17 protein-coding genes are annotated in these 21096 nt (G+C 63.7%); 9 read left to right on the top strand and 8 right to left on the bottom strand.

From position 1 onward, the window contains the following. Positions 1–83: 83 nt before the first annotated feature. From AACZ17_RS02920 to AACZ17_RS02895, 6 genes are all read left to right on the top strand, one after another. Positions 84–1556 carry an NAD(P)/FAD-dependent oxidoreductase gene (locus AACZ17_RS02920; protein ID WP_290738831.1) on the top strand — a complete coding sequence of 491 codons (1473 nt, stop codon included), beginning with the start codon at positions 84–86 and terminating at the stop codon, positions 1554–1556. A 1-nt stretch (position 1557) separates the two neighbouring features. Then, on the top strand, positions 1558–3018 hold the full coding sequence (locus tag AACZ17_RS02915; protein WP_290738824.1) for a carboxyl transferase domain-containing protein: 1461 nt from the start codon (positions 1558–1560) through the stop codon (positions 3016–3018). 44 nt (positions 3019–3062) lie between these two features. Then, positions 3063–4868 (top strand): DNA helicase RecQ, encoded by a 1806-nt coding sequence (recQ, locus tag AACZ17_RS02910; RefSeq protein ID WP_339637704.1) that lies wholly within the window; start codon positions 3063–3065, stop codon positions 4866–4868. Between the two features lie 79 nt (positions 4869–4947). Continuing rightward, entirely contained in the window at positions 4948–6132 is a 1185-nt protein-coding gene (locus AACZ17_RS02905) for a hydroxymethylglutaryl-CoA reductase (RefSeq protein ID WP_290738817.1), read from the top strand. Positions 6133–6324: 192 nt separating this feature from the next. Then, positions 6325–6747: a nuclear transport factor 2 family protein gene (locus AACZ17_RS02900; protein ID WP_290738815.1), complete on the top strand. Its 423-nt coding sequence runs from the start codon at positions 6325–6327 to the stop codon at positions 6745–6747. Between the two features lie 76 nt (positions 6748–6823). Then, positions 6824–8359, top strand: a complete 1536-nt coding sequence (locus AACZ17_RS02895) for an AbgT family transporter (protein WP_290738813.1) — start codon at positions 6824–6826, stop codon at positions 8357–8359. Here the strand turns inward: AACZ17_RS02895 and AACZ17_RS02890 are convergent. The 5 genes from AACZ17_RS02890 to AACZ17_RS02870 all read right to left on the bottom strand — a co-directional run bounded on the left by AACZ17_RS02890 (position 8353) and on the right by AACZ17_RS02870 (position 14566). Next, entirely contained in the window at positions 8353–10149 is a 1797-nt protein-coding gene (locus AACZ17_RS02890) for an ABC transporter ATP-binding protein/permease (RefSeq protein WP_290738810.1), read from the bottom strand. The genes AACZ17_RS02895 and AACZ17_RS02890 overlap by 7 nt on opposite strands. A gap of 8 nt (positions 10150–10157) precedes the next feature. Next, complete coding sequence (locus AACZ17_RS02885) at positions 10158–10715, bottom strand: regulatory protein RecX (RefSeq protein ID WP_290738807.1); 558 nt, start codon at positions 10713–10715, stop codon at positions 10158–10160. A 131-nt stretch (positions 10716–10846) separates the two neighbouring features. Continuing rightward, the gene (gene recA / locus AACZ17_RS02880; RefSeq protein ID WP_290738804.1) at positions 10847–11896 is read right to left on the bottom strand and encodes a recombinase RecA; all 1050 of its coding nucleotides are present in this window, start codon (positions 11894–11896) and stop codon (positions 10847–10849) included. 175 nt (positions 11897–12071) lie between these two features. Beyond that, on the bottom strand, positions 12072–13100 hold the full coding sequence (locus AACZ17_RS02875; protein ID WP_339637700.1) for a succinylglutamate desuccinylase/aspartoacylase family protein: 1029 nt from the start codon (positions 13098–13100) through the stop codon (positions 12072–12074). Continuing rightward, the gene (locus AACZ17_RS02870; RefSeq protein WP_290738796.1) at positions 13097–14566 is read right to left on the bottom strand and encodes a glutamate-cysteine ligase family protein; all 1470 of its coding nucleotides are present in this window, start codon (positions 14564–14566) and stop codon (positions 13097–13099) included. The genes AACZ17_RS02875 and AACZ17_RS02870 overlap by 4 nt, the downstream gene beginning before the upstream one ends. 84 nt (positions 14567–14650) lie before the next feature. On the opposite strand from AACZ17_RS02870, the gene AACZ17_RS02865 reads away from it, so the two are divergent. From AACZ17_RS02865 to fdxA, 3 genes are all read left to right on the top strand, one after another. After that, positions 14651–15121, top strand: coding sequence for a YbjN domain-containing protein (locus tag AACZ17_RS02865; protein WP_290738793.1), 471 nt, complete (start codon positions 14651–14653; stop codon positions 15119–15121). A gap of 75 nt (positions 15122–15196) precedes the next feature. Then, complete coding sequence (gene mutS / locus AACZ17_RS02860) at positions 15197–17755, top strand: DNA mismatch repair protein MutS (RefSeq protein WP_290738790.1); 2559 nt, start codon at positions 15197–15199, stop codon at positions 17753–17755. A 143-nt stretch (positions 17756–17898) separates the two neighbouring features. Further along, positions 17899–18222 (top strand): ferredoxin FdxA, encoded by a 324-nt coding sequence (gene fdxA, locus AACZ17_RS02855; protein ID WP_290738787.1) that lies wholly within the window; start codon positions 17899–17901, stop codon positions 18220–18222. 4 nt (positions 18223–18226) lie between these two features. On the opposite strand, the gene rpoS is transcribed toward fdxA, so the two are convergent. From rpoS to AACZ17_RS02840, 3 genes are all read right to left on the bottom strand, one after another. Then, positions 18227–19201: an RNA polymerase sigma factor RpoS gene (rpoS, locus tag AACZ17_RS02850; RefSeq protein ID WP_339637824.1), complete on the bottom strand. Its 975-nt coding sequence runs from the start codon at positions 19199–19201 to the stop codon at positions 18227–18229. Positions 19202–19345: 144 nt separating this feature from the next. Beyond that, the gene (locus AACZ17_RS02845) at positions 19346–20200 is read right to left on the bottom strand and encodes a peptidoglycan DD-metalloendopeptidase family protein (protein WP_290738781.1); all 855 of its coding nucleotides are present in this window, start codon (positions 20198–20200) and stop codon (positions 19346–19348) included. Further along, complete coding sequence (locus tag AACZ17_RS02840) at positions 20190–21092, bottom strand: DUF368 domain-containing protein (RefSeq protein WP_290738778.1); 903 nt, start codon at positions 21090–21092, stop codon at positions 20190–20192. The genes AACZ17_RS02845 and AACZ17_RS02840 overlap by 11 nt, the downstream gene beginning before the upstream one ends. Positions 21093–21096: the final 4 nt, after the last annotated feature.

The raw sequence follows: 21096 nt of genomic DNA, 5'->3' as shown, positions 1-21096 counted from the left end.
TATTTTAAGACAAATAAGCACCCTTGCCACGCGCAATGTTCGCGTAAGCTGCTGCTCTCACTCTGATGACGGATATCAGTACCATGCCTGAAAAACAGCCTCGCATCATCGTCCTCGGCGCCGGTATGGCCGGAATACTCGCCGGCATTCGCCTGCAGCACATGGACTACCGGGACGTCACGCTGTACGAAAAGGCGGACAGGGTGGGCGGCACCTGGCGCGAGAACACCTATCCTGGCCTGACCTGCGATGTACCCTCACACTTCTACACCTACAGCTTCGAGCGCAATCCGGACTGGACGCGACACCTGCCTCCCGGGCCGGAAATCCAGGCCTATTTTGAGCGCACGGCACAGAAATACGGGATCAATGCGCTGACCCGCTTCGGTGAGGAATGCACGGAGGCCGCCTACCGTGATGGTCGCTGGCACCTGCAGTTCGCCAGTGGCCACCGAGACAGCGCAGACATCCTGATTGCCGCCACCGGGGTTCTGCATCACCCCAAATACCCTGACATCCCCGGTGCCGGCACATTCCAGGGCGCCCTCTTCCACAGCGCGCGCTGGGATCACAGCGTGCCCCTTGAAGGCAGACGCATCGGCATCATCGGCAACGGCTCTACCGGTGTGCAGATTGTCTCTGCGCTGGCCGGGAAAGCCGCCCTGCTGGAGCACTACCAGCGTACGCCGCAGTGGATCATGCCCGTCGAAAACGGGCATTTCACTGAAGCGGAGCGCGCTGCGTTTCACGATCCGGCGGTGCTGGCCCAGGCAATGAATGTCGAGGAGTATATGGCCTCTGTGGAGGCGTATACCCAGTCCATTACCGATATTGACTCGGAAGCCTCGCAAGCCATGGCACAGGCCTGTCGCGACAATCTCGAGCATTCGGTTGTTGACCCCGTGCTGCGTGAGCAACTGCGCCCCGACCACCTGCCGCTGTGCAAGCGCCTGGTGTTCTCCCCCGATTACTACCAGGCAATCCAGCATCCGCAATCGCGCCTGGTGAGCACCGGCATCCAGCAGATTGAAGCCGCCGGTATACGCACCGTCGATGGCGAACTGCACGAGCTGGACGTGATCGTTTTCGCTACCGGTTTCCACGCGGATGCCTTTATGCGGCCCATGGCCATCACCGGTCGCGACGGTGTGTCGCTGGCCGACTTCTGGCATGACCGCCCCAAGGCCTACCTGGCGGTCACCATGCCCGGGTTTCCCAACCTGTTTATGCTGAACGGACCCAATGGCCCCGTGGGCAACTTTTCCCTGATCGACATCGCCGAGCACCAGTGGGCCTATATCGAGCGCCTGATGGCGCGACTGGATGCCGGCGACTGTACCGAGGTGGAACCGAGCCTGGCGGCAATGGAGGCCTTCGAAGCCGAGCGGGTGGAAGCCGCGAAGCGCACGGTGTGGTACCGCGGCGGCTGCGTAAGCTGGTACCTGGACGCCGAGGGCATACCCTCCAGCTGGCCCTGGAATTTCCAGCGCTTCGTCGACAGTATGGCGGAACCCGACTGGGCGGCTTTCGGCCTGTCGCCACCCCGGGCAATGTGATATGAGTGGCTATCGGCAGGACTGGGAGGCGCTGCTCACCGAGCTCCACACCCGCAGCGAAGCCGCGACCGCCATGGGCGGCGAAGCGCGGATTGAACGACAGCACGCCCGCGGCCGGCTCACGGCGCGGGAGCGCATTGCAGCGCTGGTCGATGAAGGCTCCTTCCGCGAATACGGCCTGCTCGCCGCCGGACATCACCCTCAGGGACAGCCGGCGATTGCCGCCGATGGACTCGTCGGCGGGGTGGCGCGCCTGGACGGACGCCCCGTGGTCCTGCTGGTGGAAGATTTTACCGTTCAGGGGGGGTCGATCGGCCACCCCAACGCCGCCAAGCGTGCGCGCCTGGTGCGTCTGGCACGCGAGAACCGGCACCCGCTGCTGCTGCTCCTGGAGGGTGCCGGCGAGCGGGCGAGCAACCAGGGTGAGCGCTATCCGCATGCACCGGGGGACCTGCAGCTGCTGGCGGACATTCAGGGGGCCATCCCGGTTGTCGCGCTGGTACTGGGCATGTCCGCCGGACACGGTGCGCTGGCCGCGATGTTTGCCGACATTGTCATCATGCAGCAGGACAGCGCCCTGTTCAGTGCAGGGCCACCGCTGGTCAAGGCCGCCATGGGTATCGACACCACCGCCGAGGAGCTCGGTTCCGCAAAAATGCACACACGTGACAGCGGTGTGGCTCACCTGTGCTGCGCCACCGAAACTGAGTGTTTCGCGCGTGCCCGCCATTTTCTCCAGATGGTCTGCGCGCCGCATTCCGAAGCGGCAGCGGCTGGCGAGGTCGCCACCTCGGGCGACAGCGACGCCCTGCTGGACATCATTCCCCCGGACGTCTCCCGCCCCTACGATATGCGCAAGGTGCTTGATGAGCTGGCCGACTCAGGCAGTTTGCTGGAGTTGCAGCCGGATTTCGGCCGCACGCTGATCACGGCACTCGCCCATATCGGTGGCCAGCGCTGCCTGATTGTCGCCAACCAGCCGGCGGTTGAAGCCGGCGCGATCACGCGACACGCGGCAGAGAAAGCCAGCCACTTTATCGACATGGCGCACCGCTTCAGCCTGCCGCTGGTCATGCTGGTCGACAACCCCGGCGTCATGCCCGGACCCGCGGCAGAACGCTCTGGCGTGTTGCGCGCCGCCGGTAACATGTTCAGTGCGCAGCGCCGCTTCCGCGGGCGCAAGATTGTGGTCACACTGCGCAAGGCCTTCGGCTTCGGCAGCTCGGTGATGGGTATGAACCCCTGGGATCGGCAAACGGTCAGCCTGGCGCTGCCGGGGGTGAGTCTGGGCGGAGTGCCGGCTCTGGGGGCCGCTGCCGCCACGGGCGCCAGTGCAGTCGATGCCGCCGCACTGCTGGAGCGCCAGACGGGCGCCTGGGCCGGTGCCGACACTATGGCATTTGATCGCGTTATCGATCCCCGTCAGTTACGCGCCGAACTGATCCAGGCGCTGCTGGACTGATTCGACGGCAGGCAGAGGCGCCCACCTGCGGTATACTGCCGAGGATGACCGCTTCCCTTTCCGTATTGCAATCCGTCTTCGGCTACCCGGCGTTCCGACCGCTGCAGGAGAGTATCGTGGACCAGGTGGTCGGCGGCGGCGATGCCCTCGTTCTGATGCCGACCGGTGGCGGCAAGTCCCTCTGCTACCAGGTGCCGTCGCTGGTGCGCCCGGGGTGTGGCATCGTCATATCGCCGCTGATCGCATTGATGCAGGATCAGGTCAACGCCCTGCGTGAACTGGGCGTGCGCGCCGCCTATCTCAATTCGACGCTGGTGCCGGACGACGCCGCAGCCGTCGAGGCAGCCCTGCTGCGCGGCGAGCTTGACCTGCTCTACATCGCCCCGGAGCGCCTGGTGCAGGCCCGTATGCTGCGCCTGCTGGAGCAGTCCACCATCGCGCTGTTCGCGATTGACGAAGCCCACTGCGTCTCCCAATGGGGCCACGACTTCCGCGCAGACTACCTGCATTTGAGCCTGCTGCACGAGCGCTTCCCCCAGGTGCCGCGCATCGCCCTGACCGCCACTGCCGACACCCGCACGCGCGAGGAAATTGTCACGCGGCTGGACCTGGCCCAGGCGGAACACTATATCGCAGGGTTTGATCGTCCCAACATCCGCTACCGCATCGCACTCAAGCAGAGCCCCAAACAGCAGCTGCTGCGGTTCCTGAAAAACGAGCACCCACGGGACGCCGGCATCGTGTATTGCCTGTCGCGCAACAAGGTTGAAGAGACCGCCCTCGCCCTGCAACAGGCGGGCTACGATGCACTGCCCTACCACGCCGGCCTTCCGGCTGCCCTGCGCAGCAGCCATCAGGCGCGCTTTCTGCGGGACGAAGCGGTGATCATGGTCGCCACCATCGCCTTCGGCATGGGCATCGACAAACCCGATGTGCGCTTCGTCGCCCACCTCGACCTGCCTAAAACCATCGAAGCCTATTACCAGGAAACAGGGCGGGCCGGGCGCGATGGCCTGCCGGCGGACGCCTGGATGGTGTACGGCCTGCAGGACGTTCTGAAACTGCGCCAGATGATGGACCAGTCCGACGGCAGCGAGGAGCACAAAAGGGCGGAACAACAGCGCCTGAATGCCATGCTGGGCCTGTGTGAAATCACCACCTGTCGGCGCCAGGCGCTGCTGCGCTACTTCGGCGACAGCCTGACCCAGCCCTGCGGCAACTGCGATACCTGCCTGGAGCCAGTGCCTACCTGGGACGGCACCGAAGCCGCGCGCATGGCCCTGAGTGCCGTCTACCGCACCGGACAGCGGTTTGGCGTAAACCACCTGATCGACGTACTGCGCGGTGCCGAGAACGACCGGATATTCCAGTACGATCATCACGTATTGCCCACCTTCGGCATAGGCAAGGCACTGGACAACAACCAATGGCGTTCGGTGTTCCGGCAGCTGGTGGCGCGCGGCTACCTGCGCGCGGATCTCGACCATTTCGGCGCACTGCGTCTGGAGGACCAATGCCGTCCGCTGCTGCGCGGTGAGGAAACCCTGGAGCTGCGCCGCGACCTCGCGCGCCCCGCCACACGCCAGCAGACACGCCAGCGACTGCCCGATGACCTCGACACGGAGCTCTGGGAGGCGCTGCGCGAATGCCGGCGCGGACTCGCAGAAGCGCAGGGCATTCCGCCCTACATCATCTTCCACGACAAAACCCTGCAGGAAATGTGTGCCGAGCTGCCGCGCAGCATAGCCGCCTTCGGTGCCCTCAGCGGTGTCGGCGAACGCAAACGCGACAAGTACGGGGAGGACTTTCTGCAGGTCATCCAGCGACATCTACAACGCGGGAACAACTGAGCGCGCCGGTCGGGCTGACCAGCGCTTGCACCCTACCCCCCTTTTTCCTACTCTGGCGCCTTTTGCCGAGGACAGCGCCATGAGCAGCAGGATCCCCCGTTCCAACGACAACGACTACAGTGCCGAGATCATTGCCCAGCGGCAATCCTTCATCGAGGAGAAAACCGGGGCGCAGCTGAACCACACGCGGCAGTACTCGTTTGACCCGCAGGACATGGCTGGCAATATCGAAAACCTGTTCGGTGTCGCCCAGGTACCCATCGGCCTCGCGGGGCCGCTGCTGATCGACGGCGAGCACGCCCAGGGGGAGTTCTACGTCCCGATGGCCACCGTGGAGGGCACCATGCTGGCCAGCTACAACCGGGGCATGAAAGTCATCCGGGAAAGCGGCGGTGTCAAAACCACGGTCTGCGGCGAGGCGATGCAGCGCGCGCCCTGCTTTGTATTCCGCGATGCGCGGGACGCGCGGGATTTCAACCTGTGGCTGGATGAGAACTTTGCCGCGATCAAAGCCGTTGCGGAAAGCACCACCTCCGTGGGCAAGCTCAACGAGATTGAACACTACATTGCACACAACATGGTGTTTACCCGGTTTGACTACAGCTCCGGTGATGCAGCGGGCCAGAACATGACCAGCAAGGCCACTTTTGTCGCCTGTGAATGGATACGCGAACGCTTCCCGCAAATGCGGCACTACCTGCTCTCCGGCAACTTCGACACCGAGAAGCGCACCTCGTCCGTGAATTCCCTGAAGGGGCGGGGCCGGCGCGTGACCGCTGAGATCACCGTTCCTCGCGATGTCCTGCAATCGCATCTGCGTATCACACCCGAGGCGATGCACTATGGTTGGGGCATCACCACCGTGGCCTCCTTTTTGACGCACTCCTCCAATAACGCTGCACACCCGGCCAACGGACTCGCCGCGCTGTATCTGGCAACCGGGCAGGATATCGCCAACATTGGCGAGTCCAACCAGTGCAGCGTGTACACCCGCGTCACCCGCGAGGGGGATTACTTCTTCTCCATCACCCTGCCGGCACTGATCCTCGCCACCTACGGGGGCGGCACCAACCTGCCCACCCAGCGCGAATGTCTGGAAATCATGGGCTGTCATGGCCAGGGCAAAGCCCTGAAACTGGCAGAAATTGCCGCGGGACTGGTGGTCGCGGGAGAGCTCTCCCTGGGCGCAGCCACGCGAGTGGACAAGGAAACCCGGCAGAACGAGTGGGTCAATGCACACGAGCGACTGGGTCGCAATCGCTGACCGGCGCGCCATCCCCGTGGGCGGGCCCGATGGGCCCGCAGCGCTATCGAATAGTTGAACCAGAAACTCTCTCCTGACAACGCCCGGGTCCGCTGGCTTGAAATGCTGTACCAGCGCTGTGGCGCGACGCGCGGAGCGCACTATCATGAAGTGAGTGACGCCATCCGGCGCGCGCCCTGACGAGACCACGGCATGACCACAGAGACCGACAATAAAGCCCGCGTGCGCCAGTTTCTCAGCGACCTGAGTGCGGGCAATGTCGATGCCGTCGTTGCGGCCTACGCCAAGAGCGGTAGCGTGGAAACCATGGGCGCCACCCTGATCTCCGGGGTCACCGAGTGCGCCGATCTGAGGCCGGCGATCGCCAGCATCATGGATGTGTTCCCGGGCGGCCTGACATTCACCATTCGCGGCATGGTGGCGGAGGGGGAAAAGGTGGCGGTGGAGGCCTCCAGCGAAGGCGAGCACATCTCCGGCCAGACCTACAGCAATGATTACCACTTTCTGTTTGAGTTCGACAAGGGACAGCTGGTCAAGCTCACCGAATACATGGATACCGAGCAGGTCACAGACGTGCTCTGCGGCGGGCAGCGCCCCCCCTATCCCCTTGACTGAGCACCGCGCCTGAACCTGCGGTTTGTGTCCGGCGTAAGGGCGATTTACACTGGGCTTTTAGGGAGCCGCCGCCAGCATGAACCAGCCTGCCCACCCCGTGACAGTGACCCAGCGGCTGCTGGCCGGTATTGAACGCGTCGGCAACCGCCTGCCGGACCCGGCCGTTCTGTTCATTGCCCTGCTGTTCATCACCTGGGCACTGTCCTTGCTGTTCTCACAATTCGAATACGACCTGATTGATCCCCGCAGTGGCGAAGCACTGCAGGTCGTCAACCAGTTCTCGCCGACCGCCATGACGCAGTTTCTCGCGGACATGGTCACAACCTTCGCCCACTTCCACCCGATCGGCGTAGTGCTGGTGGCCATGCTCGGCATTGGTGTAGCGGAACACACCGGGTTCATCAACTGCACCCTGCGCGCCATGCTGGGGGTGACCGCGCGCTGGCTGCTCACCCCGATGGTGATTGTCGTCGGGATCGTCAGCCACACCGCCGCAGATGCCGGCTACGTACTGGTGATACCGCTGGGAGGCATCATCTTCCACGCGGCGGGCCGCCACCCGCTGGCGGGCATCGCTGCGGCATTTGCCGGCGTTTCGGGGGGCTACTCGGCAAACTTTGTGCCCTCCTCGGTCGACCCGATGCTGCAGGGTATCTCCCAGTCCGCCGCCCAGATTATTGACCCCTCCGTGGTCCTCAACCCGCTGAACAACTATTTCTTCACCTCAGCATCCTCTCTGCTGATCGTGCTGGTCGGCTGGCTGGTCACAGATCGCTTTGTCGAACCCCATCTGCGCCGTACGCCAATCGACGCGGATGTCGCCGCCGAGACCGGGATGCAGGCATTGAGTACAACAGAGCGGCGGGCGCTGCGTCTCGCCCTGTGGAGCATGCTCGTGGCCATCATACTGCTGTGCCTGAGCGCAGTGCCCGAGGGTTCCGCCTGGCGCGGGCCGGGTGGCTCCCTGACAGAAAATGGTGCTCCGCTCATGGCGTCGATCGTGCCGTTGATCTTCCTGCTCTTCCTGCTGCCCGCCGTGGTGTATGGCATCAGCGCGGGCACGGTCACCAGCAGCCGGGACGTGATCGAGGGCATGACCAAAACCATGCAAACCATGGGCTACTACCTGGTCATCATGTTCTTTATCGCCCAGTTCATCTACGCCTTTGGCGCTTCGAACCTGGGCATACTGCTGGCAGTGAAAGGTGCACAGGGGCTGCAGGCACTCGGACTGCCTGGCGCCCTCACCATTTCCGGCATTGTGTTGCTGACGGGCTTTCTCAACCTGTTCGTCGGCTCGGCATCGGCCAAATGGGCGCTGCTCGCCCCCATTCTGGTTCCCATGCTGATGAAGCTCGGGGCATCACCGGACCTCACCCAGGCGGCGTACCGCATAGGCGACTCCACCACCAACATCATCACACCACTGATGCCCTACTTTCCGCTGGTGGTGGTCTATTGTCAGCGCTATGTTCGCAGCGCCGGGATCGGCACGGTCACCGCGCTGATGCTGCCCTACTCGGTGAGTTTCATCATTTTGTGGACGCTGTTCCTGCTCGGCTACTGGGCCCTGGGTCTTCCGCTGGGCCTGCAGTCCAGTTATACCTACTGAGGATCGGGCAGCGACTGCTCCTGCTGCGCAGCCCACAGCGCCGCATAGCGACCACCCAATGCGAGTAATTCGCGATGCCCGCCCTGTTCGACGATCCGGCCCTGATCCAGCACCAGAATACGGTCAGCGTCGACAACGGTGGACAGGCGGTGAGCAATCACCAGACTGGTATGGTTGAGAGCAATCTCCCGCAGCGCCTTCAGAATCGCCTGCTCCGAGCGGCTGTCCAGGCTGGATGTGGCCTCGTCAAACACCAGAATGGGCGGACGCTTGAGGATGGTGCGGGCAATGGAGACGCGCTGCTTCTCCCCCCCGGAAAGCTTGAGTCCGCGCTCGCCCACCCGGGTCTGCCAACCATCGGGCAGCTGGACAAGGAACTCGTCCAGGTGGGCCATGCTGGCGGCCTCGGCCACCTCGGCGTCCGAGGCACCAGGCTTGCCGTATCGCAGGTTCTCCAGCAGGGTGTCGTTGAACAGCACGGTGTCCTGGGGCACGATGCCAATCGCCCTGCGCAGCGATTCGCGGGTGACCTCTGCGATGTCCTGCCCGTCAATGAGTATCCGCCCCGCACTGGGGTCGTAAAAGCGAAACAGCAGCTTGACCAGTGTAGACTTGCCGGCGCCACTGGCTCCCACCACCGCCACTTTCTTGCCCGGCGGCACCTCGAAACTGACCCGGTCGAGAATGCTGCGCCCAGCCTGGTAACGAAAGCTCACCTGCTCAAAACGGATAGCGCCACCAGCAACGTCCAGGGCCGGCGCTCCGGGCCGATCAGCGAGCTCCGGGCGCACATCCAGCAAGGCAAACAGACGCTCGATATTGGCCATTGCTCCTTTCATTTCTCGGTAGACAAACCCGAGAAAACCGAGTGGCAGAAACAGCTGGATCATGTACTGGCTGATCAGTACGAAGTCACCCAGCGTGAGCTGCCCCGTCCGCACCTGCAATACCGCGAGGCCGATGATGCCCGTTTGCGCCAACGCAATGATCAGTGCCTGGCCGCCGTTTAGCCCGAACAGTGACAGGCGGTTGCGCCGCCGCGCTTGCTCCCAGCGCGCCAGATCTTCGTCGTAGCGCTGCGCCTCGTAGGCTTCATTGCCAAAATACTTCACGGTTTCAAAATTGAGCAGGCTGTCCACAGCGCGCGTATTGGAGGCCGAATCGGCCTCGTTCATTTCCCGCACAAAGCGTGTGCGCCACTCCGTCGCACCAAAGGAAAACCAGCCATAGGCAACGACTGAAACCAGGGTCACCAGCGCATAACTCAGCCCGTAACTGAACAGGAATACCGAGACCACTACCGCAATTTCAAACAGTGTGGGCACAATGTTGAACACCATGAAACGCAGCAGAAAGCTCACTCCGCTGGTGCCCCGTTCAATGTCGCGGGCCAGGCCACCGGTGCGCCGCTCCAGATGGAAACCGAGGTCCAGCTGATGGACGTGACGAAATACCGACAGTCCAAGGGAACGCATGGCGCGCTCAGTGACGCGACCAAACAGGGTGTCGCGTAATTCGGCAAACAATACGCTGGAGAGGCGCGCGATACCGTAGGCGGCAATCAACCCCAGCGCCAACGATCCGGCGAGCCGCGCACCCGACTCCAGGTTCAAGCCATCCACCAGATGCTTCATGATGAAGGGGATCACGAGTATCGCACCCTTGGCCAGCAGCAGACAGGCCATCGCCAGGGCGATACGCCGACGATGATCGCGCAGGTAGGGCCAGAGGCGTGGCAAAACCGACCAGTCGAGTACCTGCCCGGGCTCGGCGTCAGTGCGGGGGCGCATCGTGGCGGTCAGTCCTCGAGCAGGTGCCGGAAATGCTCCGGCAGGAAACCGCGGTACTGCATGAAACGCATGCGCCGCGCCTTTTCTTTCAGGCGCAGCTGCTGTGCTTCACGACGGCTGTGACAGGACGGCGACTCACCAGGGTCCTCGGGCTGCAATGCACACGCCGGCCCGAACTTGCGCTGGAAGGCCAGGGTGGCCGCCTCGTACCAATCGGGATCAACCGCCTCCAGGGCTGCGAGCATACGCTCCTGCGCCACACCGCGTTCGCGCATTTCCTGGCGGATACGCACCGGCCCGTAGCCTCGGTCCAGTCGCTGGCGCAGTAGACTTTCGGCATAGCGTGCATCGCTCTGCAGGTTCTCCGCGGCAAGATCGTCCAGCACGCGGCTCACCAGCGCTGCGTCGTCGAAACGACGCTGAAGCTTGGTTTGTAACTCGCTGCGAGCGTGCTCACGCCGCGCCAACAGGTCCATGGCAGCACTGCGTATATCCGCCGCAGAGGCTGCGGCCGGCCCGCGGCCCGCCGGACCCTGCGTATCAGGATGGATGGATTGATCAGACATGGACGCCATGATAACGCGAGCCATCGGCATTGCGATGGGTGATAAAAGAGGTGCCGGGCACGCGAGAGTGGGGGTGAGTGGAGCCCGGCACCTGGAAATCGACCCCGGGCGCACAGCACCCGGGCTTCGCCTTACTCCTCGTCCGGCAGATCGGCTTCAGCAGCCGGCGCAACCTTTTTTGCCGGAGGCGCTGCAGCGACCATGGTCTGACGACGGATTTCGGCTTCTATCTCCTCGGCGATGGGCAGGTTCTCTTCGAGGAAGCGTGCCGCATTGGCCTTGCCCTGACCGATCTTGTCTCCCTTGTAGGCGTACCAGGCACCGGATTTGTCGATCAGATTGAGCTTCACACCCCAGTCGATCACCTCACCCATGTGGTAGATGCCCTTGCCGTACATAATCTGGAATTCAGCCTGCTTGAAGGGTGGAGACACCTTGTTCTTCACCACCTTGACGCGGGTTTCGTTGCCGACCACCTCGTCGCCCTCCTTCACCGCACCGATGCGGCGGATGTCCAGGCGTACCGATGAGTAGAACTTCAGTGCGTTGCCACCGGTGGTCGTTTCCGGGTTGCCGAACATCACGCCGATCTTCATGCGAATCTGGTTGATGAAGATCACCAGGCAATTGCTGTGCTTGATGGCCCCGGTGAGCTTGCGCATGGCCTGACTCAGCAAGCGCGCCTGAAGACCGACGTGGGAATCCCCCATTTCGCCTTCGATTTCCGCCTTCGGCGTCAAGGCGGCAACCGAGTCGATGACCAGCACGTCCACCGCGCCGGACCGCACCAGCATCTCCGCGACTTCCAGTGCCTGCTCTCCGGTATCCGGTTGAGACAGGATCAGGTCATCCACGCAGACGCCGAGTTTTTCGGCATAGCTGGGGTCAAGGGCGTGCTCGGCGTCGATAAACGCCGCTGTGCCCCCTGCTTTCTGCGACTCGGCGATCACCTGCAGTGTCAGTGTCGTCTTGCCCGAGGACTCGGGGCCGTAGATCTCGCAGATGCGCCCCTTGGGCAGGCCGCCGATGCCGAGCGCAATATCCAGACCGAGTGAACCGGTCGAGATCGCGGGCATGGCCACACGCTCGTTGTCGCCCATGCGCATCACCGTACCCTTGCCGAACTGGCGTTCGATCTGGCTGAGGGCTGCATCCAGTGCTTTCTGCTTGTTGGCGTCCATAATCGACGGCTCCTGTCATTGATGGCCTGTGCGGCGAAGGTTGCGGGTGCCAGATTCCCGGACCCGAGTACTGTATATATACTCAGTGCATTGGCTGTGAATTGCAAGCCCCCTGAACCACCAAATCTGCCCGGCGATCAGGGATGTGCCTGCCTGGGCGACAGGTCGGCGGGAATCAGGATGACACGCTGGCCTGCGGGACCGCGTAGAACAGGCAATCACTGCGGGCGATGGCGACGTTGGTGGTGATCATGAACAGTGTCATTTTCGCCGCCGGGTAAAGGCGCCCTCCGACGCAGCGCAGCAAGCTGGAAAGCACACAGCGCCCCCCCGCGTCCTGGGCCCAGAACCGGCTCCGCAGGTCTCCGCGTATCCAGCCCAGCGGCTCATCGGGATCGACGGTAGCGAAATTGAAATGCTCCATGTCCTGCCGCAGGGTGACGTCAGCCGCGCTGTCAGGCGCCTCGCCGTAGGCCAGGGTCACGCCGGGATTCAGATGCAGCCGCACGGGATCCTGCAGGATCTCCAGCGCCCAGACCGGCTCATCCCCCGCCAGCACGCGATCACTGTCAAAGTAGCGACACAGGCCCTCCCAGGCCAATTCGTGGGCGCGCTCGTCAAGCCGACCACCCACTTCAACCGTGACCGTGGGGTAACTGTGTTCACTGATTTCCATCAACGCGCCAAGGTTGAGGCGGGTCACGATCATGCGTTCCGTAAACAGCGCGACCAGCGCGTCGTGTTCACGGTCGAGGTGCGTGCAGACCCCGAAGGCCGGCCCACTGCCGGAGGTGTTGTGCAGGTCGATAACCGCCTCCGGGTGGTGCACGCGCAGGATCTGCAGGATTTCCTCTGCGAGGAGGCCCTCGGCACCCTCAAAGGGCGGCTTGAAGCAGCGGTTCAGGTCGCGCACGCCGGGCAGCATGCGATGGCTGAACAACGGCGGCCGCAGTGCCGCCTCGACGGAACCGATGATGCACACGCAGTTGACGGCAGGCTGGCGACCCGACTTGATCCAGCGGAACAGGGCCATCAGGCCGGACGGCTCGTTACCATGCAGGAGCGTGACCAGCGCCCGCGTGCGACGGGTATCCCGCCCGTCCAGAAAGACACTCGCGGGGCCACCGAGGATCTGCAGAAACTCCTCTACGGTGTCGCCGATTTCCGTCGCCAGCGGATTCCGCAGGAAGCGCACCCGCCTCACTGCGGCCACTCCGCTACCGGCTCATTGGTCTCGCTGCGCAAGCGGTAAGCCTCGAGCATGACGCTCAACTGCGTTAGATCCGGGCGTGTTCTGGACTCCGGCTGCCCGAGATGCGCCAGCTGCCAGCGCGCCCCGGTCTGCCCCGTGGCCAGCCGCCGCTCGATGATCCCCAGATAGCGGTCGGACTCTGTGCCGGCGATACCGATGGCATCCAGGCCGCGACGGGCCACGGGCAACATGTCCGCGACCAGGCTGGCTGCGGATTGCTCCTCGCACACTGTCTGCTGCGGACGCGGCCAGACCAGTCGGGCCGCCAGCCCCTCCTGGGCAGCGCGGTAGAAATTGTGTTCAGCAATCGAAAACGGCAGGGCTGGCAACCAGCGTTGCAGCCCGGGCTGCAGCCCTTCCGCCATGCCGATCAGGAAGGCCGCATTGGCCACCATGTCGGCGGCGGTGGGCCCCGCCGGCAGGGTGCGCATCTCGATACGCAGATGACCGCCGGCGGCAGCGTCGTACACCGCGCGATTCCACAACCACACCGTGCTTTGATGCAGCTGTAACTCGCGCAGTTCCTGACTGGCAGGATCGTCGGCCTCCTCGGCGCAAACCGGCAACAGGGGCTGGTAGAGACGCACCGCCTCGGCAAACAGCTCCAGCGCATCGCGGCGCACCCAGCCCTGGCCAAAGTTCACCCGGGCAGGCTCTTTCCAGGCGTAGCGGTCGGGCAGACGCGTGTCGATGGACTGCTTGAACAGCGGGATACGCGTTTCCTGCCACAGGCTATGGCCGAACAGGGTTGGGGAATTGCCCGCCACCGCCAGCGCCAGCGGGGTAACGGCCTGGATCGCGTTGAAGACATCCGCAAACCGCTCAGGCGCCACGCGATAGTGAACCTGGAACGAGGTATTGGCGCCCTCCAGGGTGATATCGTCCATGTCCAGCTGCAGCGGATGCTGCCCGTTGATATTGATGGTGAAGCGGCGTCCCCGGCGGGCAATCAGTTGCTCCACCAGCGCGGCAAAGCGCCGTTTTGGCGTCATGCAGGCGGGCCCGAAGTCATCGCGCTGCAGCGTGGGCAGGATGCCGATGGGCACCACCTGCGCAGCCCGCTGTGCCGCCAGCTGGCGCAGCGTTCCCAGCTTGCGGCAGATTTCCTCTTCCAGCGAGAGAAAGGGGCTGTCCGCCACTGCGACCGGGCTCAGGTTGTACTCGAGGTTGTAGCGGTTGAGTTCCAGTGTCAGCTGCTCGTCGCCCGCCGCCGCCTGCAGCTCCTCGTTGAGGTGTGCGGGCCTGCCCGCACCATCCACAACGTACAGCTCCAGTTCAGCGCCCAATGACGCCGGCCCCTCACCGAAGCCGGGCACCCCCAGCAGTGCCTCCAGACGCTGCAGGTTCGCCTCGAGCCGCTGGCTGAAGCGCTGATAGTCGGCAGTGGAAAACTGCACGGTGTGGATATCGGTGCCCATGGCATCGTTATAGCACAGAAGCCGGTGGAGGATAGTCCGGGCATGACGTAAAATCGGGACTACCCAATTGCCACTGGTTGTCCCATGTCCACCCCCGTCACACCTGATCGAGCACTGCTGGAACGCTGGCTGAACGCCAGCGCCGTACAGAATTACCTGTGCGAGCACTGCGATAACCTGCACATCAGCGAAATCAGGTCGCAGGAGGGCGTACTGGACAGCCGCCTGATTCCCGAGAGCTTTGGCCTGCTGTTCACCACAGAGCTGGAAATCCGCCCCATGGCCCTGCTTGCCCTGTCCGCCGATCTGGGGCGGTTGAACATGGAGTACCCGGTGCTCAAGCTGTTCCTCGACGTGGTGGACGACGCGACGCCACAGCTGGTAGCCGCCGCCATTTTCCCCGGCAATGCCGGCATTACCGAAAGCCAGTTCAATCACTTCGTTGCCATGACCATGCAGGCCATGCTGCAGCTGGCGGAAGAATGCCTGCGGCTTGATTACCTCTTATCCGAGGATGGCTCCACGCGTCAGCGGCCGCGCTCGGTGGTGCATTGAAGAGACGGCCACTGTGGCCTGCATGCCCGCCCCTGCGTTAACCCACCGATCCAAGGAACAGGCAGCACGCAATACATGACCAGCGAATCCGCAACTGTGCACACCCCGATGATGCAGCAGTACCTGAAAATCAAGGCGCAGCATCCGCGTGACCTGGTGTTCTATCGCATGGGCGATTTTTACGAACTCTTCTTCGACGACGCGAGGCGTGCTGCGGAGCTCCTCGACATTACCCTGACCGCGCGGGGCAAATCCGCCGGCGAGCCCATCCCCATGGCGGGCGTGCCCTACCATGCAGCGGAGGGTTATCTCGCGCGCCTGGTCAAGAGCGGCGTTTCGGTGGCCATCTGCGAGCAGATCGGCGACCCGGCGACCAGCAAGGGCCCGGTGGAACGCCAGGTTGTGCGGGTTGTGACCCCCGGTACCCTGAGTGACGAGGCGCTGCTGGAGGAACGCAGTGACAACCTGTTGCTCGCGGTAGCGGAGCACAGGGGCCGCTTCGGCCTGGCCTGGCTGGACCTCGCCAGCGGCCGTTTCCGCGTCCTCGAAGTCGAGGGTGATGAGGCACTCGCCAGTGAACTGCAGCGATTGAATCCGGCGGAGGTGCTGTTCCAGGACACGCTTGGCCTGCCCCTGCTCAGCGCACGGCGTGGCGCGCGAGCACAACCGGTCTGGGAGTTCGACCAGGACAGCGCGCGTCGTGCCCTGAACACTCAGTTCCAGACCCACGACCTGCAGGGTTTCGGCTGTGAGAGCCTGGGGCTGGCACTCGGCGCCGCGGGTTGCCTGCTGCAGTACGTGAAGGACACCCAGCGCAGCAATCTGCCGCATATCCGTAGCATCGCGCATGAAAATCGCGCCGAGAGCGTGATTATGGATGCCGCCACGCGACGCAACCTGGAGATTGACCGCAACCTCGCCGGCGGCGACACGCACACGCTGTTTTCCGTGATGGACCACTGCGTCACCGCCATGGGCAGTCGCCTGCTGCGCCGCTGGCTGCATCGCCCGCTGACCGACACGGCAGTGCTCGGTCTGCGTCAGGGAGCGGTGCGCGCGCTCTGCGATGACTACCGCTTCGAAGCGCTGCGCACTGCGCTGAAACCCATAGGCGATATGGAGCGTATTCTCAGCCGCGTTGCGCTGCGTTCCGCGCGACCGCGGGACCTGACCCGCCTGCGCAGTTCGCTGGCCGCACTGCCCACGCTGCGCGAGGCGCTCGCCACCTGTCGCGCGGATCGTCTCGACGCACTCTCCGTGCAGGCGGCGGAATACCCGCAGCTCTGCCAGCTGCTGGAACGCGCTGTGTGCGAGAATCCACCGGTGGTCATTCGTGAGGGCGGTGTGATCGCCACCGGCTACGATGCCGAACTCGACGAGCTGCGCCGCATCAGTAGCAACGCAGGCGACTATCTGCTGGAAATTGAAGCGCGGGAGCGTGCGGCGACCGGCATCAGTACCTTGAAAGTGGGCTACAACCGCGTCCACGGTTATTTTATCGAAATCAGCCGCGCACAGTCGGCCCGCGCGCCAGACACCTACCAGCGTCGCCAGACGCTGAAGAATGCGGAGCGCTTTATCACACCGGAACTCAAGGCCTTCGAGGACAAGGCGCTCTCGGCTCGCAGTCGCGCGCTGGCGCGGGAAAAAATGCTCTACGAGGCCCTGGTTGAAACCCTCAACGAACAGCTGGCGCCGCTGCAGGACACGGCATCTGCCGTCGCCGAGCTGGACGTGCTCGGCACCCTGGCAGAACGCGCCGAACAGCTGCGCCTGTGCCAGCCTGAGTTCACGCAGGAACAGGTTTTCGAGGTGGAGGCCGGCCGCCACCTGGTGGTGGAACAGGTGCTGGAGGAGCCGTTTATCGCCAACGACACACTGCTCAACGATCAGCGGCGCATGCTGCTGATCACCGGTCCCAACATGGGCGGTAAATCCACCTACATGCGCCAGAACGCCTTGATCGCCCTGCTCGCCCATGTCGGCAGCTTCGTGCCGGCGAACCGCGTACGGCTGTCACCCATGGACCGCATCTTCACTCGCATCGGCTCCTCGGATGACCTCGCCAGCGGGCGTTCGACTTTTATGGTGGAGATGACCGAGACCGCCAACATCCTGCACAACGCGACCGAGCGCAGCCTGGTACTGATGGATGAAGTGGGCCGCGGCACAAGCACCTTCGACGGTCTCAGCCTCGCCTGGGCGGCTGCCGTCCAGCTGGCCCGCACCGTGCGGGCCTTCACGCTTTTCGCCACCCACTATTTCGAGCTCACCGTCCTGCCGGAACAGTGCCCGACCATGGCCAACGTGCACCTGGACGCCACGGAACACGAGGACCATGTGGTGTTTCTGCACAACATCCAGGAGGGGCCGGCAAACCGCAGCTTTGGCCTGCAGGTGGCGAAGCTGGCGGGTATACCGGACACGGTGCTGCGCGCCGCCCGCGAGAAGCTGCAGGCGCTGGAGCGCGCCCCCGGGCGCGAAGACCCCTTGCCGGCACCCACCCAGGCTGAGCTGTTCGCCAGCACTGAACCACACCCTGCGGTCTCCCTTCTGGAAAACACCGACCCGGATGCCCTGACCCCCCGGGAAGCACTGGAGCTGCTCTACCGCCTCCGTGACACCCTGGGCTAGGGCAAGCCCGCTGGTGGCCGCCCTGCCCGCGGGAAAACAGCCCGGCGCGAACCCTTTAAAACTCCGGGCGCAGCGGTTAAACTTCCGACCCGAAACGGGCGCCCACGGGGCAGAGGCGCCCCTGCAAATGAGGCAAAACTGGCATGACTTTTGTTGTAGGTGAACAGTGTATCAAGTGCAAACACACAGACTGCGTGGAAGTCTGTCCAGTTGACTGCTTTTACGAGGGGCCGAATTTTCTGGTCATTCACCCCGACGAGTGCATCGATTGCGCACTCTGCGAGCCCGAATGCCCGGTAGACGCCATCTATTCCGAAGACGAGCTGCCGGAAGACCAGGCGGTATTCCTTGAGCTCAATGCCGAGCTTGCCGACGTGTGGCCCAACATCACGGAGATGAAAGACGCCCTCCCGGACGCCGAAGAGTGGGCCAACAAACCCAACAAGCTGGCACTGCTGGAGCGCTGAGGCCTCAGCGGAAAATCGCGTCGCCGGTCAGCCCCTGGGTCTCCATGATCTGGCGTAAGCGGCGCAGCGCCTCGACCTGAATCTGCCTGACCCGTTCACGTGTCAGGCCTATCTCCCGCCCTACCTCTTCCAATGTGCTGCTTTCGTGCCCGCGCAGGCCGAAGCGCCGTGCAACCACTTCACGCTGCTTCTCGGAGAGCTGATCCAGCCACTGGCTGATGCTGTTGCGAATGTCATCCTCCTGCAACAGCTGCGAGGGGTCGCTGTCGTTGCTGTCCGCAATGGTTTCCAGCATCGCGCGATCAGAGTCTGAACTGATCGGCACATCAATGGAGGTCACCCGCTCGTTCAGACCCAGCATGCGTTTGACTTCGCCGGCAGGGCGATCAAGCATCTCCGCGATTTCCTCCGCGGTGGGCTCGTGATCAAGTTTCTGGGTGAGTTCCCGCGCGGCGCGCAGGTACACATTGAGTTCCTTGACCACATGGATAGGCAGACGAATGGTCCGGGTCTGGTTCATGATACCGCGCTCAATCGTCTGGCGAATCCACCAGGTCGCATAGGTGGAAAAACGGAAGCCCCGTTCGGGGTCAAACTTTTCCACGGCCCGAATCAGTCCCAGGTTGCCCTCTTCAATCAGGTCGAGCAGCGTGAGGCCTCGATTGAGGTAACGGCGGGAAATCTTCACCACCAGGCGCAGGTTGCTCTCGATCATCCTGCGACGCGCCGCCTCGTCACCCTTCAACGCCAGGCGCGCAAAGTGTTTTTCCTCGTCGGCGGTCAGCAGCGGCGAAAACCCGATCTCGTTGAGATACAGCTGGGTTGCGTCCAGCGACTTTTCGCCGGAACGCGCGGCCTTGGCGCGGTCGAAGGCGAGTGCCTCGTCATCGTCGTCGTCCGCCGCCTCGTCCGCGTCCAGCGCCTCGAGTTCAGTCGCGTCGGCGCTTTCTGCATAGGCCGGTTCTTCGGTTTCGCGCACTGCGTGGGTCGCGGCTCTCTGGCCTGTTTTTGTTATCTCGACTTCCATGCCACACCTCAATCTCACCCGCGGAAGGGAGCTTTCTGTCGCCGGTTGGTCAGGTTACCCCATGCTTACATTTCATTACAAGACACCACAAGACACCTAACGCCTGGGCAACAGTTGCAGGGGGTCGATCGGTTTACCCTCTTTGCGGATCTCGAAGTGCAACTTCACGACGTCGGTGCCGGTGCTGCCCTTCTCGGCAATCTGCTGGCCCGCAGCCACACGTGCACCTTCAGCGACCAGCAAGCGGTCGTTGTGTCCGTAGGCGCTGAGGTACACATCGTCGTGCTTGATAATCAGCAACTCACCAAAACCCACGATACCGGTACCCGCGTACACGACGTCACCCGCGGCCACGGCCACCACCGGGTCACCCCGGCTTCCGCCAATATCGATGCCCTTGTGCACCGTGGCGGAATACCGGCGTGTCACCGGCCCCTGGGAGGGCCAGCGCCATGCGCTGACCGGCGTCAGGCGCGGTGCCGGTGGCGTGCTGGCCGCGGCCAGTGGAGGAGCCGGATTTTCACTGCGCGGCGTACCCGCTACGCTACCCGGTGGCGGCGCCACTGGCGGGCTGACAGGCCCGGGAACCGTCGCCGGCCGCGCGGTGGCCTGGGTCGGGACGGGACGGGGGTTGGCCGGCGATGGCTGGGAGCTGCGCGGACTTGCGACAACTTCACGACCGGGCCGGATAATCAGGTTCTGCCCGGGGTAGATCGTGTAGGGTGCAGCAATCCCGTTGGCGGCGGCGACGCTGCGATAATCCATGCCAAAGCGGAAGGCGATTGCGTAGAGGGTATCTCCCCGCCGCACAACGTAGCGTTCCGACGCTACTCCACCCACCGCGGCAGGGGACTGTCGATCTTCGATGGGCGCACGTCCGCCGCTACCGCAGCCCGCCAACAGCAACAGCGCCAGGCATCCCAGCAGCGCGGGCAGTTGCCTATGACCCACCCCAGCGCCTCTCAATCACCCACACCAGGGTAAAGCCAAACACCATCAGAATCAGGCAGGTCAGCAGCCAGGGCTCACTGGCAAACTGCCAGGGTAATACCGGCACCTGCTGTGCTGGCCGCGGCACACCATCGCTACCGAGCACCCAATCCAGGGGGTGCTTCCAGGGCCAGACCACGAGCAGTGACCCGAACAGGAAACCGGTCAACAGCGCCATGGTCGCCGCGTGGTAGCGGCGCAGCAGCCAGTGCAGCACCCGGGAAAAGCACATCAGGCCCAGCCCGGCACCCAGGGCAAACACCAGCATGACGGCCAGCTCAAGGTTCTTCACCGCCTGCAGGACCGTTGCGTACATACCCAGGAGGATGAGAATGAAACTGCCGGAGATGCCCGGGAGTATCATCGCGCAGATGGCGATAAACCCGGCGATGAACACCGCGGGGAGTCCCGGAGGCAGCGCCACCACAGGGCTCAGCGCGATCGCCGCCGCCACGCCGAGCCCAATGATCAGGCACAACACGCGGGCCGGGCTCCAATGCGGTACCTGACGCAGCAGCACCAGTGCCGAGGCCAGTATGAGGCCGAAGAAAAACGCCCAGAGCGGCACAGGATAGGCCTCCAGCAGCCAGGCGATAACCCGGGCCAGGGACAGGATGCTGGTGGCTATGCCCGCGACCAGCGTGAGCAGGAACGCGCCGTCAACATGCTCCCAGGCGCGCCGCAGGTCGCCGCGATACAGCAGGCGCAGGAGCGGCAGGTCAAAGGCGCGAATACTCGCCAGCAGGCGATCGTAGATGCCGGTGATGAAGGCCATGGTGCCGCCCGACACCCCGGGCACAATATCCGCCGCGCCCATCAGGACTCCGCGAAGAAACACACCCAGTGGCGTCATGGCC

Origin of the sequence: uncultured Haliea sp., assembly GCF_963973825.1 — a bacterium.
Lineage (GTDB): Bacteria > Pseudomonadota > Gammaproteobacteria > Pseudomonadales > Halieaceae > Haliea.
This window is presented reverse-complemented; position numbering and strand designations above follow the sequence as displayed.

What these genes read in the sequence shown, in the direction of transcription:
- AACZ17_RS02920 (WP_290738831.1), top strand. Translation starts at nt 84, where the DNA reads ATGCCTGAAAAACAGCCTCGCATCATCGTCCTCGGCGCCGGTATGGCC.
- AACZ17_RS02915 (WP_290738824.1), top strand. Translation starts at nt 1,558, where the DNA reads ATGAGTGGCTATCGGCAGGACTGGGAGGCGCTGCTCACCGAGCTCCAC.
- recQ (WP_339637704.1), top strand. Translation starts at nt 3,063, where the DNA reads ATGACCGCTTCCCTTTCCGTATTGCAATCCGTCTTCGGCTACCCGGCG.
- AACZ17_RS02905 (WP_290738817.1), top strand. Translation starts at nt 4,948, where the DNA reads ATGAGCAGCAGGATCCCCCGTTCCAACGACAACGACTACAGTGCCGAG.
- AACZ17_RS02900 (WP_290738815.1), top strand. Translation starts at nt 6,325, where the DNA reads ATGACCACAGAGACCGACAATAAAGCCCGCGTGCGCCAGTTTCTCAGC.
- AACZ17_RS02895 (WP_290738813.1), top strand. Translation starts at nt 6,824, where the DNA reads ATGAACCAGCCTGCCCACCCCGTGACAGTGACCCAGCGGCTGCTGGCC.
- AACZ17_RS02890 (WP_290738810.1), bottom strand. Translation starts at nt 10,149, where the DNA reads ATGCGCCCCCGCACTGACGCCGAGCCCGGGCAGGTACTCGACTGGTCG.
- AACZ17_RS02885 (WP_290738807.1), bottom strand. Translation starts at nt 10,715, where the DNA reads ATGTCTGATCAATCCATCCATCCTGATACGCAGGGTCCGGCGGGCCGC.
- recA (WP_290738804.1), bottom strand. Translation starts at nt 11,896, where the DNA reads ATGGACGCCAACAAGCAGAAAGCACTGGATGCAGCCCTCAGCCAGATC.
- AACZ17_RS02870 (WP_290738796.1), bottom strand. Translation starts at nt 14,566, where the DNA reads ATGGGCACCGATATCCACACCGTGCAGTTTTCCACTGCCGACTATCAG.
- AACZ17_RS02865 (WP_290738793.1), top strand. Translation starts at nt 14,651, where the DNA reads ATGTCCACCCCCGTCACACCTGATCGAGCACTGCTGGAACGCTGGCTG.
- mutS (WP_290738790.1), top strand. Translation starts at nt 15,197, where the DNA reads ATGACCAGCGAATCCGCAACTGTGCACACCCCGATGATGCAGCAGTAC.
- fdxA (WP_290738787.1), top strand. Translation starts at nt 17,899, where the DNA reads ATGACTTTTGTTGTAGGTGAACAGTGTATCAAGTGCAAACACACAGAC.
- AACZ17_RS02840 (WP_290738778.1), bottom strand. Translation starts at nt 21,092, where the DNA reads ATGACGCCACTGGGTGTGTTTCTTCGCGGAGTCCTGATGGGCGCGGCG.